The 17,427-nt window shown below is 66.7% G+C and carries 15 protein-coding genes; 8 read left to right on the top strand and 7 right to left on the bottom strand.

Annotation, left to right across the window (positions count from 1 at the left end; all coding sequences use genetic code 11):
- Positions 1–13: 13 nt before the first annotated feature.
- The 4 genes from GPX89_RS35255 to GPX89_RS35240 form a co-directional block, all read right to left on the bottom strand.
- On the bottom strand, positions 14–2,116 hold the full coding sequence (locus GPX89_RS35255; protein ID WP_157392067.1) for an MMPL family transporter: 2,103 nt from the start codon (positions 2,114–2,116) through the stop codon (positions 14–16).
- Positions 2,116–2,652, bottom strand: a complete 537-nt coding sequence (locus GPX89_RS35250) for a hypothetical protein (RefSeq protein ID WP_235948825.1) — start codon at positions 2,650–2,652, stop codon at positions 2,116–2,118. Before GPX89_RS35250 ends, GPX89_RS35255 begins: the two co-directional genes overlap by 1 nt.
- Positions 2,653–2,756: 104 nt before the next feature.
- A complete protein-coding gene (locus GPX89_RS35245; RefSeq protein ID WP_328602659.1) occupies positions 2,757–3,116 on the bottom strand; it encodes a hypothetical protein in 360 nt (119 codons plus the stop codon).
- Positions 3,117–3,260: 144 nt separating this feature from the next.
- On the bottom strand, positions 3,261–4,481 hold the full coding sequence (locus tag GPX89_RS35240) for an RNA-guided endonuclease InsQ/TnpB family protein (protein WP_407939528.1): 1,221 nt from the start codon (positions 4,479–4,481) through the stop codon (positions 3,261–3,263).
- A gap of 149 nt (positions 4,482–4,630) precedes the next feature.
- On the opposite strand from GPX89_RS35240, the gene GPX89_RS35235 reads away from it, so the two are divergent.
- The 4 genes from GPX89_RS35235 (at position 4,631) to GPX89_RS35220 (ending at position 8,674) form a co-directional block, all read left to right on the top strand.
- Positions 4,631–5,635 (top strand): YncE family protein, encoded by a 1,005-nt coding sequence (locus tag GPX89_RS35235; protein ID WP_157392064.1) that lies wholly within the window; start codon positions 4,631–4,633, stop codon positions 5,633–5,635.
- Entirely contained in the window at positions 5,635–5,901 is a 267-nt protein-coding gene (locus tag GPX89_RS35230; protein ID WP_157392063.1) for a DUF5703 family protein, read from the top strand. The genes GPX89_RS35235 and GPX89_RS35230 overlap by 1 nt, the downstream gene beginning before the upstream one ends.
- 17 nt (positions 5,902–5,918) lie before the next feature.
- Positions 5,919–6,998: a quinone-dependent dihydroorotate dehydrogenase gene (locus GPX89_RS35225; protein WP_157392149.1), complete on the top strand. Its 1,080-nt coding sequence runs from the start codon at positions 5,919–5,921 to the stop codon at positions 6,996–6,998.
- A 191-nt stretch (positions 6,999–7,189) separates the two neighbouring features.
- Positions 7,190–8,674 carry a carbohydrate kinase family protein gene (locus GPX89_RS35220; protein WP_157392062.1) on the top strand — a complete coding sequence of 495 codons (1,485 nt, stop codon included), beginning with the start codon at positions 7,190–7,192 and terminating at the stop codon, positions 8,672–8,674.
- A gap of 187 nt (positions 8,675–8,861) precedes the next feature.
- Here GPX89_RS35220 and GPX89_RS35215 read toward each other — a convergent pair whose 3' ends face one another.
- Positions 8,862–9,257, bottom strand: a complete 396-nt coding sequence (locus tag GPX89_RS35215) for a hypothetical protein (RefSeq protein ID WP_198347741.1) — start codon at positions 9,255–9,257, stop codon at positions 8,862–8,864.
- 267 nt (positions 9,258–9,524) lie between these two features.
- Entirely contained in the window at positions 9,525–9,812 is a 288-nt protein-coding gene (locus GPX89_RS35210) for a hypothetical protein (RefSeq protein WP_157392061.1), read from the bottom strand.
- Positions 9,813–10,573: 761 nt separating this feature from the next.
- Between GPX89_RS35210 and GPX89_RS35205 the strand changes: the two genes are divergently transcribed.
- The 4 genes from GPX89_RS35205 (at position 10,574) to GPX89_RS35190 (ending at position 15,879) form a co-directional block, all read left to right on the top strand.
- On the top strand, positions 10,574–12,121 hold the full coding sequence (locus tag GPX89_RS35205) for a carbohydrate kinase family protein (protein ID WP_157392060.1): 1,548 nt from the start codon (positions 10,574–10,576) through the stop codon (positions 12,119–12,121).
- A 47-nt stretch (positions 12,122–12,168) separates the two neighbouring features.
- Positions 12,169–13,155, top strand: coding sequence for a GTP cyclohydrolase II (locus GPX89_RS35200; RefSeq protein WP_235948823.1), 987 nt, complete (start codon positions 12,169–12,171; stop codon positions 13,153–13,155).
- A 105-nt stretch (positions 13,156–13,260) separates the two neighbouring features.
- On the top strand, positions 13,261–13,860 hold the full coding sequence (locus GPX89_RS35195; RefSeq protein ID WP_328602657.1) for a GTP cyclohydrolase II: 600 nt from the start codon (positions 13,261–13,263) through the stop codon (positions 13,858–13,860).
- 189 nt (positions 13,861–14,049) lie between these two features.
- Positions 14,050–15,879, top strand: a complete 1,830-nt coding sequence (locus GPX89_RS35190; RefSeq protein ID WP_157392058.1) for an AMP-dependent synthetase/ligase — start codon at positions 14,050–14,052, stop codon at positions 15,877–15,879.
- Between the two features lie 187 nt (positions 15,880–16,066).
- On the opposite strand, the gene GPX89_RS35185 is transcribed toward GPX89_RS35190, so the two are convergent.
- Positions 16,067–17,374, bottom strand: coding sequence for a phthiocerol/phthiodiolone dimycocerosyl transferase family protein (locus tag GPX89_RS35185; RefSeq protein ID WP_157392057.1), 1,308 nt, complete (start codon positions 17,372–17,374; stop codon positions 16,067–16,069).
- Positions 17,375–17,427: the final 53 nt, after the last annotated feature.

Raw genomic sequence — 17,427 nt, 5'->3', positions numbered from 1 at the left:
CGCCCTACCAACCTCAACGCCAGACCAGTTTCAACACAGCGGGAGTCAACAGCATACGAATCACGCTGGCATCCAGCACCAGAGCCGCGATCATGCCGTAGGCGATGTATTTCATCAGCACCAGATCCGAGAACCCGAACGCCCCGGTCACCACGATCAGGATCGCCGCGGCCGAGGTGATCACCCCGCCGGTGTGGGCGATGCCGTAGCGGATCGCCTCGGGGGCGTCCGCGCCCGCCGCGCGCGCCTCGGCCATGCGCGACTGCAGGAACACCTCGTAATCGGTGGACAGCCCGAACAACACCGTCACGATCAACACCAACACGGCGAACATCAGTGGGCCCGGGGTGAAATCGAACAGCCCCGCCCCGTGGCCCTCCACGAAGACCCAGGTCAGCACTCCCAATGTCGCGCCCAGGCTCAGTGCGCTCATCACGACCGCCTTGATCGCCAGCACCAGCGACCGGAACGCCGCGTACATCAACGCGATCGCCGCCACCACGAGAATCGACGCGAGCAACGGCAGGCCCGCGAGCAGCCCCTGGATCGAATCGCGTTCCAGCGCGGGCACACCCGCGACCATGATCTGCACCCCGTGCGGTTGCGGGATCGAGCGCAGCGCCGCCATCACCGAATCCGCGTCCCGCTTGTCGGCCAGCCCGCTGGCCAGCACCGTCACCCCGTCCTTGGTCGGGGCGGCCGGATCGAACGGGCCCGTCATCTGCGGGCCGACGATCTGATCGGCCTCGTACCGGATATCGGAGAGCTGCTGGGCGTCCGCGTCCACCACCACCAGTTTCAGCGGCTCGGTGCGGAACTGGGGGAACATCCGGTCGAAGTCCTGCTGCGCGACCCGCGCCGGATTGTCCGAGGCCAGATACCGTTCGCTCAAGCCCCCGAACTCGATGTGACGGAACGGCAGGATCAACGCCAGCAGCATCAACACCACCGGCACGATCACCAGCCACGGCTTGCGCATCGCGAAAAGCGCCAGCCGCGAGAAGAATCCGGCATCGACCTGCTCGCTGGTACGGATACTGGCCAGCCGATGCCAGCCCCACAGGTCGATGCGCCGCCCCACGATCGACAACACCGCCGGCAACGCCGTCACCGACAGCACCGCCGCCAACAGCACCGAGGAGATCCCGCCCAGCGGCACCGACCGCAACACCCCGTTCGGGTAGATGAACAACGCGCCCAAGCTGACCGCGATGATCGCCGCCGAGAACAACACCGTGCGCCCCGCCGTCGCGACCGTGCGCGCGGTGGCCTCCTCCACGCTGCGCCCCGCGGCCAGCTCCTCACGGAAGCGGGTCACCGCGAACAACCCGTAGTCGATGGCCAACCCCAGGCTCACCAAGGTGACCACCGCCGAGGCGAACACGTTGACCTGCAGATGGTTGGTGAGCAGCCGCATGATGCCCTGGCTGCCCAGAATCGTCATGCCGCCGATCAACACCGGCAGTAGTGCCCCCACGACGCCGCCGAACACGAAATACAGCAGGATCGCCACCAGCGGCAGCGCGATCAGCTCGGCGCGGTGGATGTCGTCCTGCATGCCGGTGTTGATGCCCTCCACCACCGGCTGCATCCCCGCCAGCTGCACCGTCGTGCCCCCGGGCCCCGAACCCGCTGCCCCGGCGCGGAATTCGTTCTTGATCGCCATGTAGTTGTCGACGGTGTCGGTGCCGCCGTCCCCGCGCAACCCGATACTGGCGAAGGCGTGGGTGCGTGAAGCGTCGGCGAACTGCCCCATCAGCGCGCCGTCCCAATACGAGTCGATCTTCGCGATCCGGTCGGGATGGGCGGCGCGCAGTCGGGTCAGCTCGGCGGCCACCGCGCTGCGCACCGGTTCGTCGTCGACGGTCGAGCCGGGCGGGGCGGTGTAGACGGCGATCAGGTCCGCGTCGGTGTCGCGCCCGAAGATGGCATCGGCGAGCTTGGAGGCCGCCACCGACTGGCTCGAATCATCGAACCAGCCCTCCTGGGTCAGATGCTTGCCCAGATCACGCCCGTAGAACCCCGACGCCAGCACCGCCAGCGCGAACACCGCGAACACCACATACCGGAAGCGGTGGATCGCACGCCCCCACCGCAGGGATCCGGCCTCGAGCATCAGCCGCAGGCCGCGGTCTTGTAGTCGGCCGAGCGCAGGATGCCGCACAGGTCGGTGCGCGAGATCTTCCAGCGCCCGTCCTTGTAGACGAAATGCACCACCGTGGTGCGCACATCGGTGCCGGTGCCGTCCTTGTCCAGGCTCAAGGTGGCGGTCAGGGTGCCGTCGTGGTTGTCGAACACCGGATCCTTGACCCCGTACACGGCGTGCGGGTGATCGGCGAGCGCCTTGTACATGTCGGGGATGGCGTCCTTGAACGCGTCCCCGTCCTCGATCAGCGCGGTGCGTTCGGCGTCGGGCAGATTCGGGTCCAGCGCCGATTTGATCTGCTGATCCAGCTGCGCGGCCGTGGGGATCGAGGGCCGGTTGGCGCTGCTGGTCGCCGCCGCCGCGAGCGAGGACGAACTCAACGCCGCATAGGCCGAGGAGCGGGCCGCGGCCACCTTGGACTCGTCATCGCCCCCGCCGCAGGCGGCGATCGACGCGCCGAGCACGGTCATCAGGAGTGCGGCGGTCACCGGTCGTCGAAGTCGCATCAACATCCTCGTCAGCTCGAACTGCGGTTGTGTGCCGCCAGTCTGTCATGCGCTGGGCGCGAGGGTGATTCCCGTGTCACAGACGCCCGCTCGGCGGGCGGGGCTCACATGCCGTCGATGACCGCCGAGAGCCGGCCCAACAGCGCCCGCACCGTCGTGGTCTCGTGCGGCTGCGCCGCCGGAACCGGTGTGGCCTGCGGAATCAGGTCACGTACCAGGGCCACCACACTGCGTTCGTCGTCGAGATCGATATCGGTGACCGGGGCTAGCGCCACCGCCTCGACATCCTCGGGGCCGGGCACCGCGGTCTCCAGATCGGCCCGGTAGATCTCGAGGGTCAACCTCGCCCGGTGGGTTCGGAACGCGAAGGAGCGACCGTCGGCGGTGACTCCGAAACCGTGCGCATAGCGACCCACGGTCACATCCTCGACGGTGCAGCCCGAAGCGTCGTCGGCTACCAACACATCTCCCTGATCCAGCGCCCTTTTGCCTTCCACGGTAACCGCCGCCACCGACAACGCCCACGAAAGCCCATGTCACATCATGCAAATCGGCACGCCGTGCACGCGCCACGCCGTGGCGAGGACCCCGCGCTTGGCGGATCATGGTCAGTTGGTTTCGTTTCCGCCGCTCACGGCGGGAACTTCGATCCTCGCGGATCGATTTTCCTGCTTCGCAGCCGGCTGCCCGCCCGCAGTACTGCGTTTGGGTCTCACACCGGCTCCACAGGCAGACACCGCCAACCCGGCGGCCAGGATGTTCTTTGCGGCATTCACGTCGCGATCATGAACCGCACCGCAGCTCCCGCATGCCCAACTTCGGACCTGCGGCGGCATCGCTGAGGCCAACGAGCCACACGCCGAGCACAACTTCGAGGAGGGAAGCCACCGGTCTACGACTATGAGCTTGCGTCCGTACCATGCGGCTTTGTACTCGAGCATCGTCCGAAACTCCCGCCACGCCGCATCCGAGATGGCATGCGACAGTCTGTGGTTCTTGACCATGTTCCGAACGGCCAGATCCTCGATCACGAGCGTTTGGTTCTCACGCACGAGCCGAGTGCTGAGTTCATGCAGGGTATTTCGCCGCCGATCCGCGATCCGAGCATGGACGCGCCCGACCTTGATCCGAGCCTTCTCGCGGTTCTTCGAATTCTTCTGTTTACGGTTCAGCAGCCGCTGAGCCTTGGCGAGGCGAACGCGATCACGCCGTTCATGTTTCGGGTTCGTGACCTTCTCACCGGTCGACAACGTCAACAGGGAGTCCAGCCCGGCATCGATACCCACGGCGGCATCGATGTGCGGAAGCGGTTGGATGCGAGGGTCTTCACACTGCAGGGAAACGAACCATCGTCCCGCGCTGTCCCGAGTGATGGTCACGGTCGAGGGTTCGACACCATCCGGCAGCGAGCGTGACCACACCACCCTCAGCGGCTCGGTCATCTTCGCCAGCCGCAGTTCGCCGTCGCGGAAACGGAAGGCGTTGCGCGTGTACTCAGCGCTCGCTCGCGACTTCTTGCGCGACTTGAAGCGTGGATAGCGAGCACGCTTTTCCCAGAATGCAACGAATGCCGATTGCAGATGACGAAGGGCCTGTTGCAGCGGTACGGACGAGACCTCGTTCAGAAACGCGAGATCCGCGCTCTGTTTCCATGTGGTGAGCATCGCTGCTGTCGTGTTGTAGCTGACGCGTTCTCCACGTTGGAACCACGCCTCCGTCCGAGCTGCGAGTGCCAGGTTGTAGGCCTTGCGGACACAACCGAAGGTGCGTGTCAGCTCTGCTGCCTGCTCCTGGGTCGGATAGCAGCGGAACCGGAAGGCTCGCCGCACGTGGGGGGTCACTTTTTACACACTAGACTCTCAGCGAGTAAACCGTGGATGCCTTGGTGCGATCACTCCGCGCAACGGCGACGCACAGACGTCCGCTACGTTTACATGAACAAGAGCGCATGATTCGGTGGCGGTTAGGAGTGCGTTGCATGCGGTATCGCGGCTGGATGCGGTCGGCCCTCGCGGGGGTGGCGGCGGTGGCCCTGTTGGCGGGGTGCTCCTCCCAGGAGAACAACGCTGACAACGCCACTCGCGAACCTGCCGCCCCCGCAGCCGCGCCCGCCGCTGCGGCGGCACCGGCCGGGCAGGTGAGCCCGAGCGCGGCGATCTCGCTGCTGCTCGACGAACCCGCCACCGGGGTGCTGGCCGCGGTCGTGGATTCCGGGACCACCCTGCAACTGATCGACAAGGGCGTGACCCGCCCGATCACGCTGCCGGGCAAGGCCGCCGCGCTGGCGGCGGGCAAGCCCGGGGAGATCCTGGTCGCGGTGCCCGGCAAGATCGTGCGCGTGGATGTGGCCGCGGGCACGACCACCGAGGTCAAGGTCGACGGCGACGTCCGCTCGGCCGCCCTGCGCCCCGATGGCACCCTGGTCGCGGGCCTGGCCAACGGCAAGGTGCTGCTGCTCGACGCCGACGGCACTGTGCGCCACACCATTTCGGGCCTGTCCTCCGCCGATGCCATCGCCGCCGGCGACGACGCGGTGGTGGTGCTCGATCGCCGCCAGACCGCGATCGTGGCCCTCGACGGCGATGCCAAGCTCGGACTGTCCCTGCGCGCCGGCGACGGCGCCACCACCATGATCGAAGACCACTTCGGTCGCCGCCTCGTCACCGACACCGCCGGCGGGGAACTGCTGGTCTACACCGCCGATCCTTTGGTCCTGCACCAGCGTTTCCCGGTAGGCTCTGCTCCCTACGCACTCGCCTACGATCAGCGGTCCGAGACCGTGTGGGTGACGCTGACAGGCAGCAACGAAGTCGTTGGCTACGACCTGTCGACGGGTATACCGGTAGAGGTGGGGCGCTACCCGACGGTGCGCCAGCCCGACTCGGTGACCGTCGACGATCGCACCGGTGACATGTTCGTGGGATCCGCGACCGGCGACGGTCTGCAACGGATCAGCGCGGACCAGCGGAAGAGAGGGCAGTGATGGCTCGGGCCTCACGATCGGCGCACCAATCGCGCACATTACCGCAAGGCTGGGAGGAATCCAGCGACGAATGGGAATACGTGCCCCTGCGGCTGCCTCCCGGCGTCAGCAGGGTCACCGCCTCCATGCGGCTGTCCATCCACGCCGAATACGGCGGCTGGGAACTCTCGCGAGTACGCGCCTACACCGACGGCAGCCGTCGAGTGTTATTGCGCCGCCGCAAGACCACTCCCCTCCTACCCCCGACACCCGAGGCGGTGATGTAACCCGAATGTATGAGCGCCTGTACGCCCTGCTGCTGAAGGTGATGTTCCAGCTGTCGCCGGAACGCATCCACCATCTGGCCTTCGCCGCGATGCAGTTGGCGACCCGGTTCACCCCGGGCCGCAAGCTCAGCGCCGCGCTGCTCGTCGACGACGACCCGATCCTGGCTACCCGAGTCTTCGGCGTGGACTTCCCCGCGCCTCTGGGCCTGGCCGCCGGGTTCGACAAGAACGCCTCCGGCGTCGACGCGTGGGGCCCGCTCGGCTTCGGCTACGCCGAAATCGGCACCGTCACCGCCCAGGCCCAGCCCGGCAATCCCGCGCCGCGACTGTTCCGCCTGCCCGCTGACCGGGCGCTCATCAACCGCATGGGCTTCAACAACCTCGGCGCGGCCGCCGCGGCCGAACACCTGGCCGCGCGCCGCCCCGGCGGCGTGCCGGTCGGCGCCAACATCGGCAAGACCAAGGTCGTCGAACCCGAAGACGCCGCAAGCGATTACGCCATCTCGGCCAAACTGCTGGGCCCGTTGGCCGACTTCATGGTCGTCAATGTCTCCTCCCCCAACACCCCCGGCCTGCGCGACCTGCAAGCGGTCACCTCCCTGCGCCCCATCCTGCAGGCCGTCCTCGACGAGGTCTCGGTCCCGGTCCTGGTGAAGATCGCCCCCGACCTGTCCGACGAGGACATCGACGCCGTCGCCGACCTCGCCGTCGAACTCGGCCTCGCGGGCATCGTCGCCACCAACACCACCATCCGCCGCGACGGCCTCGCCACCCCGTCCTCGGAGGTGGAACCGATTGGCGCAGGCGGCCTCTCGGGCCCCCCGGTAGCCGACCGCTCCCTCGAAGTCCTCCGCCGCCTCTACGCCCGCGTAGGCGACAAACTCGTCCTGATCTCGGTGGGCGGCATCGAGAACGCCGACCAGGCCTGGCAACGCATCCTCGCCGGCGCCTCCCTCCTCCAGGGCTACACCGGCTTCATCTACGGCGGCCCGTTGTGGCCCAAACTCATCCACCGCGGCCTCGCCGCCAAACTCCGCGAACACGGCTACACCAACCTGTCGGAAGCCGTAGGCGCAGAACACAAGACGCGCGCCTGAATCCGAGCGCACGACGGTCGAAGGGCGGTAGGCAGATTCATTTGCCTACCGCCCTTCGATGTTCCCTGCTGTAAGGGATTCATCACCCACCAAGCTCACTCGATTCCGGACGACGAACATCACACCGTTCCGTATCGCAATGTCATTTTCGGCAGCCTTCGGACCTGGGCAGCTCTAAGGTTGGCGTGGAGATGATGCAGCCGAACCCGGGCAGCAGCGGTGCCGATATGACCGCGCACGACAACGACGTACGAGCCGTGCGCGAAACACTGCTGCAACTACGCAAACGCTGGGCCATGGGCGGCGAGCGCACCCGCGCGGTGGATACCGATGCCTTGCTCGGTCTGATCGTCGTCCGGCGTTTCGCGTACTTGACCGGTGACGATCCGGAAGTGGTGCTGCCCGGGGCATTACGCTTCGTCGCCGCCAAACTCGAGCCGGCGCACCGCTTCATCGTGGATGCCGAGCTCAGTCTGAGAATGTTCGCCGACCGCCTGCCCAGCAATATCGTCGATGATCTCTACGGAGCTGACCTGGGCAAGCGTCGCGAATGCTTGGCACAGCAGTGGGTCGGCCTGCACAACGAACTCGGCGTGCCCATTGTCCAGCGGGTACGCAGCGGCCGGGCTTTGCGGGGGCGTCCAGAGGACGACGCGTTCGCCGCGCTCGCGCGCGCACTGACCCTCGAATCGGTCATCCACCCCAGCGAAATTCCTTCGGCGACACCGGCACCGACCGTCGTGGTGATCGGCGACGCGGCCTGGGACCGCATCTACAGCGTCGAGGCGCTGCCGAGCGCGGGTGACTCGCTCTACGGGAAAGTGTCGGTGCACGCCGGTGGCAAGGGTCTCAATCGGGCGGTCGCGCTCGCTCGGCTCGGGATGGACGCGCGCCTGTTCGCGGCCATCGGCGACGACGAGGAAGGCAGCACCATCGTCGCGTATCTGCAGAAGCGTCGCGTCGATACCAGTCTGGTCCGCTCACGGCGCGGCCCGACCCCGGCCGCTGCGGTGATCGTCGCCAAGGACGGGACCAGCTATTCCATCGCCGACAAGGCCGACCGAATCCGGTTCGACGCCAGAGACATCGCCGACATCCCCATCACCCGCGCTCTGGTGGATGCCGACGCTGTCCTGCTGACCATGGAACAGAACGACGACGTACTGACTGCGGTTTCGACCACGATCGCCGAACACACACCGCGTCCGTGGCTGTTCGTGAGCGCCACACCACCCCAACCGTTCTCGACCGAGCTGCCCGAGTATCTCGAGGCGGTGGATTATCTGATCGCGCTGGCCCGCGAGCTTGCACGCTTCCGGCCTGGAACCGAACCTGCCGACATCGCAATGGAGTTGGTCAAGCACGGCGTAGGTGCGGTCGTCGTCCTCGATGGCGGCATCTGCACGATGTATGTCGCCGACGCCGAACCGGTCCGAGTCCACATCCAAGCCGACCGGCCCGGCTCGCCAGGAGCATCCTCGGCGTTCGTGTCGGCGTTCTTGGCCGCGATGATGGCCCGGCCACGACCGGTCGAGTCGGACGCGCGACGCGACGCGGGATACGACAACCTCGCCTGGGCGGCGGCCGCGATTCCCGCACGGACGTCGAAGGAGAAGAGCATTCCCGACTCCATGCCGACGCGCGAGGCGATCGACCGCCGTCACGACGCGTCCTAGAGGACCGACCGGGAAGGATCAGCCGTAGGGATCCAATATCCATGTCGGCGTTCGGCTTCCTGACAGGCGGCTTCGCGTACAGTCCGCGGCTGCCGACGGTGTCCAGCCGCGCCTTCTCGCTGGCTGCGAGCCTTGGCCACATCAGGCCGTAACCGCGGCAGGGTCCACGTCGTTCATACCGAATCGGTCAGCGCCAGAGGTGGCGGGAACGCGCGCCCGTCATCGCACCGCTGGGCAGGGCGGCGATCCAGTCGGGCAGGTCGGCGGGCTCGGTCGGTTCGTCGGGGTCCGGTTGGTACATGCGCTCGGCCAAGCGTTGGGCCAGCAGGATCACCGCACGGTCGACACCGATGCCCAGGCGGGTGGCGAGGTCGGCGGCCCACAGGTGGGCCGCTTCGTCGTAGACGACGGCGGGGTCGGACAGGATTTCATCCAATTCCATTCCGGCGTGGGCCTGTTCATGGGTGAGGGGCTGGGACGGTAGCCAGCTCAGGCGCCAGACCACTTCGCCGTATCGGGTCTCGCGAATCGCATATTCGGGGCTGATATCGCTGGTCATCCGGCGGCTGGTGATATCTAGCATGAGTCTCTTCTCCCTCGTGCCGTGCACACGAGCGGCAGGATCGCTGCCCGCCCGTGCGGTGGTGGTGCGCCCGTCGCGGTCGATGTCCCGCGCCGGGCTGTCTGCTCCCTCATCGGATGCTGGACGGTCGCTATTTCATCGAAATCCCTGCGCCGACCGGAATGTCGGGTTTGCCGGTACTCCTTTCCATCGCCCGGGTCGCCTCGCCAACGGAGTCATAGCTCGTCGTGATCGCGGTCCCCCCGCTGGGCGTCGCGGCCATCGTGTTCACGCGGACCGTCGCCGCAGCAGCAGAAATACCGCCTGTTCCACGGGGATCCCCAACTCGCCCGCGCTGGCCATCATGCGGCCCTGGGTCGATTCCGCTCGCGGGACCGGGTCGACGGCGACGATCTCGGCGAGATCCATCGCCGCCAGCGCCTGAGCGCGAGTCAGGAGTCGATCCGGCAGCCAGCTGCATCGCCACGCCATGGCCCACCCGTTCGCGACGCGCACGGCACTCTCGTCGGTGACGTCGCTGGTCATCGACCAGTCGTCGGTCGTGTAAATGGTCATGGTTCCCCCCGTTCCCGTCTGCGTCGGCGCAGCGTCTCCTCGGCTTCGTGAAGATCTATGTCCAACGCGGCGGCGATCGTGCGCGCTCGCTGCCACGAGGGATCCGACGGGGCCGGTCCCCTGGCGAGAATCTCTGTCAGATCCATTGCGGCCATGGCCTGTTCGCCGTCGAGCAACGGTGTGTGCCGCCAGCTGAGGCGCCAGGCCGGTTCGGGTCGGCCCGGCAGTCGTTCGGCGCATTCGTCGACGACGCTGCTCGTGATGGAATGTCTTGCGAGGTAGAGAGTCACGGAATCCTCCGAGGAGAGAGAAGCCGTCACCGCCGGAGTGCGAGACCGTTGAGCGAAGATCGGACGTCGGCCGATCGTGGTGCACGATCAGCCGGCGGACCTCGCCCGCGAATCATGTTCGCGCCCTGGCTCGGTGACGACTCAGGGATACAGGGTCGGGATTCGGACGCCAAGGCGCGCCCGGCTAGCCGACCGCGACCTCGATCTCTTGCTCCGACTCGGGCTCTCCCACGGCCGCATGCCTACGCCGGCGGATCTGTCGAATCAGTACAACCACTCCGGACACCGGACCTCCCGAACCGCCTGGCGGGCGCGGTATTTCGCCACCGCCATGGCACATTCCCGAGCGTCAGCCCTTTTTCCACGACCTCGGCCCCTTTTCCGTCCACGGTTTGGCTTTTGCCGCCGTCATCAGTATTTTGCCGGAATCGCTGGTCACTAAACCAATCTCGGAGCTAAAGTTGGGAGCAAATGACCAGAGCAAACAATGACCCCGGGCTCGCATCGGCCTTCGCGACACCCGACCACGCCGCCGACGCGGTCTGCGGAACGCTCATGAGGGTCAGGAAGCACCAAGGTCTCGAGGTCGACCGCATCGAAACGAGCGAGATCGATATCAGCGGCCTGTTGCGGCTCAACGTCATTCGTCGTTGCGCGCACCTCGAGCAGGAAGAACCTCAGCACGCGTTGCTCGCCGCGGTCCGGGCCATCGCAGGCCGTCTGTCCGTTACCGATCGCGTGGTGGTCGATGCGGAACTGCGCTTGGGGTTGTTGCGCGATACCGACCGAGCAGACCTCGACCTCGACCTCGACCAGCTCTACGGTGCGGCCCTCGCCGGTCGGCGGAGGTCCCTGTCGCGGAACTGGCGAGCACTGCACGAGGCCCTCGGCGCACACGAGATTCCCCCCGCGCCCACCGAGCGAGCGATGCGCGGCGGCAAGTACGAGCTGCCGGCGTTCACCGCGCTCGCGAAGCTGCTGACCTCATTGTCCGATCTCGGTGACGGAGAACCGAACTCGGTGGTCGTCGTCGGCGATGCGGTCATCGACCACATTCTCGAGGTAGAGCATTTTCCCCGGCCGGGAACCGCTATGTGGGGGACCGACTCCGGAAGCCGACCCGGCGGAAAAGGACTCAATCGTGCCGTCGCCCTCGCGCGGCTGAACCTCGACGCCCGGCTCCTCGCGGCGATCGGGGACGACGACGAGGGCCAGCAGATTCTCGACTACCTGGCCTCGGAGAAGGTCGACACCAGCTTGATCAAGGTCGAGCTGCGGAAACGAACCCCGGTCACGACGGTGGTGAACCCAGCGGACGGCGAATACGCCTCCATCGCGATCAAGAAGGGTCGAACACGGCTGAACTCGTCGGACTTCGAACTTCCGGCGATCCAACACGCGATCCGCACGGCCGCAGCGGTGGTCCTGACGTTCGAGCAGACGAACAACGTCATCGAAAAGGTCCTGGAAACCGTTGATGCCCTGAAGAACTCGGAGCCCGCGGCCGCTCCCTGGCTGATCGTCAACGTCAGCCCGCCGCGTCCACTGACACCGGCCATGCTCGAACACTTGTCGGCGATCAACTACCTGGTCGGCTCGTCCGACGATCTCGCCTCGTTGCGGCCCGATCTCTCGGCCGCCGACATCGCCGCCGAACTCCTTACCGGCGGCGTCGGCTCGGTGTGTGAGATCGACCGATCGCAGTGCACTGTCCATCGGCGCGGACTCGATGCCATCGAGGTCGATCCGTTCGGCACCTCGGTGACGAATGTGGCCGGCGCCGCCTCCGCCTTCTCCTCCGCGCTGACCAGCCGGCTCGTCACCAACGCCCGCCCGGCAGACACCGCCGACTTCGAATGGGCGACCGCGGCCATGACGATGCTGATCCGCCATGCCACGAAAACGCATGCTGTCGAGAGCGTCACCGACGGCATGCCCTCGGCGGAAAGTGTCGACAAGCTGGTACGGAGCACACCCGCCGAGACCCCCGAGCCCGACACGCCGTCGGCGCGCCGTTAACACACTGACGGCTGGACCGAACTCGTAATAGGCTTCGCGACGGCCGCATGGGTTTGCGAGCCGCGGTCCGTCTATCCAGCAGGATCGATCCGCTTCGCACCCGGGAGGTTCGTTTGCGTGCATCATCAGTTCTCGACATCGCTCGGGCCGAGCGGAAACAAGCCGACACGCCCGAAAGGTGCGATACCGAGCATCAATTCACGCGAAACGGACAGAACCTCACCCTGCGCGTGGTCGAGCTCGAGGATGGACAAGGGCACGTACTGATCTTCGGCAGCGAGCGGATTCCGGAGAACTGTCTGGTCCGTATTCACTCGCGGTGTCTGTACGGCGACGTCCTGGGCTCCGACGACTGCGACTGTGGCCCCGAATTGAAGCTGTCGATGGACTTGATCCAGCACGAGGGCAGAGGGGTCGTCATCTATCTCGAGCAGGAGGGCCGGGGAGCCGGGCTCGTGAACAAGGCTCGGGCGTACCGATACAGCCAGGACAGCGGCGCCGACACGTTCGAGAGCTACCACAAACTCGGCCTGGAGCCGGACATTCGTCGCTATCTCACCGCAGGTGCGGCTCTGAAGAAGCAAGGGTTGAGCAAGATCCGCTTGCTCACCAATAATCCCGCCAAAGCCGAGGACTTGCGCGAGGTCGGACTGGACGTCGAGATGACGCCGCTGTGGATCGCACCGCGGAATCAGGCCGTCCATCGCTATCTCGAGGCCAAACGGGCGCACCGCGACCACCGATTGCCGAAATCCTGGAACTTTTACCGCTGGATCGATCGGTCGATGCAGGCCGTGATGCTGCTGGCCTTCGGATTGTGCTGTGCCGCGCTGGCATTGGCGGCCCGCTCTGCGATCTTGATCGTATGGGAGCACGCCCGGCCCGGCACCGCGATTCCAGCCGGAGTATTCGTGATCACCGCGGTCGGCTTCGCCGCCACCATGGGTCTGGCCGCCGGGAAGCGTGATTCGCTGCGGCGCCGGTTGCTGAAGGCCCGAGTGGCTTCGCGCGTCGCGCGATCGCAATTGCGGTAGTCCACGTTTCCGCCAACTACATCGCGTCCGTTTTGCGTGGATGACGGACTCGAAGTCGGCCGCTCGGCCATAATGGCCAGAGGCAGGGCGGCAGGTGGTATAGGCGTGAAAGAGCTTCAGGCAACCGCACATTCGCTGTTTCGGAACGGACTCGAGCTGCGGGTACGAGTGCGGGAAGTGCGCGACGAAGCGGGGGCCGGGTACATGCTGATCTTCGGGGAACCCGCGGACGGCTGCCTGGTGAGGATCCACTCCCAGTGTCTGTACGGTGACGCGCTCGGCTCCGACGACTGTGACTGCGGACCTGAACTGCAATTGGCCATGGACATGATCCAAGCCGAGGACGGTCAGGGCGTGCTCGTCTATCTGGAGCAGGAGGGTCGAGGGGCGGGGCTGGTGGTGAAAGCGATGGGATTGCGGGCTGGAGAGCAGACCGGGGTCAATACCTATGACGCGTACCGGTTGATCGGTCATCCCGTCGACGCCCGCTCCTACGACCATGCCGCCGACGCCCTTGCCGGACTCGGGTTGCGCAAGGTGCGGTTGATGACCAACAACCACGACAAGGTGCAGGCGGTTCGGGACGCCGGGTTGGTTGTCGAGGCGGTGCCGTTGGAGACCGAGCCTCGCAGTGAGCGGGCGGCGCGGTATATGGCGGACAAACGTCGGTCGGCTCTTCACGACCCCGACAGCTTCGATCCGTAATTTCGGCCACGCGTGTGGCCGATGTAGCCCGCGACACAATGGCGACGATCTGGTTACGATGAGTGAGCCGCGCCACAGATGGCGTGTGGCCATCGCGTGGATCGGGTTGGTCGTTCTCTCGGACGTCGGGGTTCGCGCGGGTGGGTGCGCGTGTGGTGGGCGAAGCGAGAGGCAATCGGGAAAAGGGTTATGACGACTGATATCGGGTATGCGCACGCATCGGGTAAGACCGTTCACACGATTCCGGCGGCGTTTCAGGAGACGCTGACCTTGCGGCCGGGGCAGGTGGCGTTGCGGACTGTCGGGGGGACGCGGCAGATCACGTGGCGGGAGTACGGGGAGCGGGTGCGCTCGATCGCGGCGGGGTTGGCGGGGATCGGGGTGGGGCGCGGGGACACCGTGGGGATCATGTTGACCAATCGGCCGGAGTTCAATCTGGTCGATACCGCGGCGCTGCATGTGGGGGCTACGCCGTTCTCGATCTACAACACCAGCTCGCCCGAGCAGATCGCGCATCTGTTCACCAACGCCGAGAACAAGGTGGTCATCACCGAACCGGCGTTCCTGGACACCGTGCGCTCGGCCGGGGTCGAGATCGAACACATTGTGCTGGTGGAGGGTTCAGCGGCGGGCACGATGACGCTGGCCGAGCTCGAGGCCGCGCCCAAGGAGGACTTCGATTTCGATGCCGCCTGGCAGGCCGTGCAGCCGCAGGACATCGCCACGCTGATCTACACCTCCGGCACCACCGGCCCCTCCAAGGGCGTGGAGCTGACCCATGCGAATGTCGTCGCCCAGATCGTGGGCCTGGTGGAGGGTCCGCTGACCGTCGGCCTGGACGACCGGTCGGTGTCGTATCTGCCCGCCGCCCATGTGGCCGACCGCATTTCGGGTCACTGCGCCAACCTGTTCACCGGCGTGCAGATGACCTGTGTGCCCGACCCGCGCGAGATCGCCGCCGCTCTGCCCGATGCCCGCCCCACCGCGTTCTTCGGGGTGCCGCGCGTGTGGCAGAAGATCAAGGCCGGGATCGACGCCAAATTGGCCACCGAAGCCAGCCTGGTGAAGAAGGCCCTGGCCAACTGGGCGCTGGGTGTCGGTGCGCAGGCCGCGCGCGCCGATCTGGCCGGCACCGGCCGCGGCCCGCTGCTCGACATCCAGCACAAGCTGGCCGACGCGCTGGTGCTCTCCAAGCTGCGCCACGCGCTGGGCTTCGACGAACTCAAGGTAGCCGCTTCCGGCGCCGCGGCTATCCCGCCCGAAACTCTGGAATACCTGCTGGGCCTGGGCTTCACGGTCACGGAGGTGTGGGGCATGTCCGAAACCTCGGGCGTCGGCACCTACACTCCCCTGGCCAAGCCCAAGCCGGGCACGGTCGGTGTCCCGCTGAAGGGTGTGGAGCTGCGCCTGGGTGAGGACGGTGAGCTGCTCGTGCGCGGCGGCATCGTCACCCACGGCTACCGCAAGATGCCCGACAAGACCGCCGAGGCCATCGACGCCGACGGCTGGCTGCACACCGGCGACGTCGCCACCATCGACGGCGAGGGCTATGTCAGCATCGTCGATCGCAAGAAGGAACTCATCATCAACGAGGCGGGTAAGAACCTGTCTCCCACCAATATCGAGAACACCGTCAAGGCGGCCTCGTCGCTGGTCGGCCAGGTGGTGGCCATCGGTGACGCCAAGCCCTATATCGCCGCGCTCATCGTGCTCGACCCCGACACCGCCGTGGTCCGGGCCAAGGCGCTGGGCACCCCCGACGCCGACCTGAAAACCCTGGCCGCGCACCCGGAGATCGTCGCCGAGATCAAGGCCGCCGTCGCCATCGCCAACGCCAAACTCTCCCGCGTCGAGCAGATCAAACGCTTCACCATCCTGGACCTGGGCTGGGAACCCGGCGGCGACGAACTGACCCCCACCCTCAAGCTCAAGCGCAGCCCCATCGCCACCAAGTACGCCACCGAGATCGCCTCGCTGTATCTGACCCCGGTGCCCGACGGCGTGGTCAACATGAGCTGATATCCCGGCCCCCGCGCCGCGCAGAAACGCCCCGGGGCCGAGTGTGGGCCTGGACGAAAAGTCCAGGCCCACATTCGTCTCCGCCGCCGTGACCGAGGACTCCGCTCGGCAGGCGTACCGAAGCCCACCTGGTCAGTGAGCGCCGCTGGCGTCGGGGCATCGCCGCGAAACCGCCAGCGGCGGACGACTATCTGCGCACGGTGACCGTACGCATCACTCGTGCGAGCTGGTCGCTCATCGCCTCGGCGACTCCGCCCATCTGGGTGTGGCTGTGCTCGGCGGTGTCGTATTCGACCTGGATGGTGAGACGGTCGGCGACGGTGAAGATGGTCATTTTCGGGGGCATGCCCGGGGCCATGGCGAATACTTCGTCGCGCACGAACTCCAGACCTCCGGGGATCGAATGGGCAGTTAGGCGGCCCATATTCGACAGTGCGATCGCCGGAGCGGCAGAGAGCATCGCAGCGACCTGCGGGGCCAGGGCCCGTTGTGAGGCGCGCATGAACAGAGCGGGGAATCGGGCGTCGAGCATCTGGCGCATTCCTGCGTCGACCGCCACGCCCAGCGCCAGCGGGTCGGCGTCACGGGCGACCAGCGCGGGTGTGCCGGCGCCGGAGGCGCAGTTCAGGACGGTCGAGGCGGGCAGGCGCGGGGACAGTTCCGGGCGCAGGTCCGCGGCATGGCCGCACATCAACGGCACCGGATCCGATCCCGGCAGCAGCGTGCGCACCGCCGCCAATGCCGCCCCGCCCAGCAGGCTGTTCACCGAAATGCCGTGAGCCCGAGCGGCGTTCACGATCTCCTCGGTCTGGCGGGAGCTCAACTCGATGCGCCGCAACGCCAGTCGGCCACCGGGATCGCCCACTCCATCGCCGTCGCGGGGCAGCGTGTGCGGGGCCGCGTCCGGCCCGAACTGCGACGCCATGTCCAGCACCTGAGCCAGGAACCCGTCGACTTCGGCTTCGGAGGTGACTCGGGTCAGCAGCTCGTCGACGCCGCCCACCAGGTCCCGGTCCGAATCCTCCAGCGGCAGTGTCGCTCCCGCGGTGTGCGCGTTGTAGCGTCGCCACATCTCGTCCAGCAGCGCGAAAGCCGAACGCCCGTCACTGATTCCGTGATGGATCATCAGCACGATCCGGGTGTGGGCGGACCCGCGCAGCAGCACCGCACCGAACAATCCGTCCGACCAGTCCGGTCGGTGGTTCACCAGTTCCCAGTACTCGTCCGTCTCGCCGACGCGTTCTTCGAGCCGCGGCACGAAGGCCCCGTCGGCCACGAACCGTGACCCCTCGTCGCCGCCGACCACCCGGCTGCGCAGCAGCACGTGCCCGGCCGCGAGTTCGGCGAGGACCTGACGCAGGATGCCCGCGTCGACCTCGCCGCGCACGGTCGAGCCGATGAACAGCGGCATTCCGCCGATCGGCACGCTGCCGAGACGGGTGTCGGTGGCGAAGTAGCTGGATTCGAAGGGCGACAACGGTCGCTGTGCAGTCATGTCGGGCTCGTACTTCCGTGTGATGGATCGTGCCGAACTCGACCATACACACG

The organism is Nocardia terrae (assembly GCF_009760405.1).
GTDB lineage: Bacteria > Actinomycetota > Actinomycetes > Mycobacteriales > Mycobacteriaceae > Nocardia > Nocardia terrae.
This window is presented reverse-complemented; position numbering and strand designations above follow the sequence as displayed.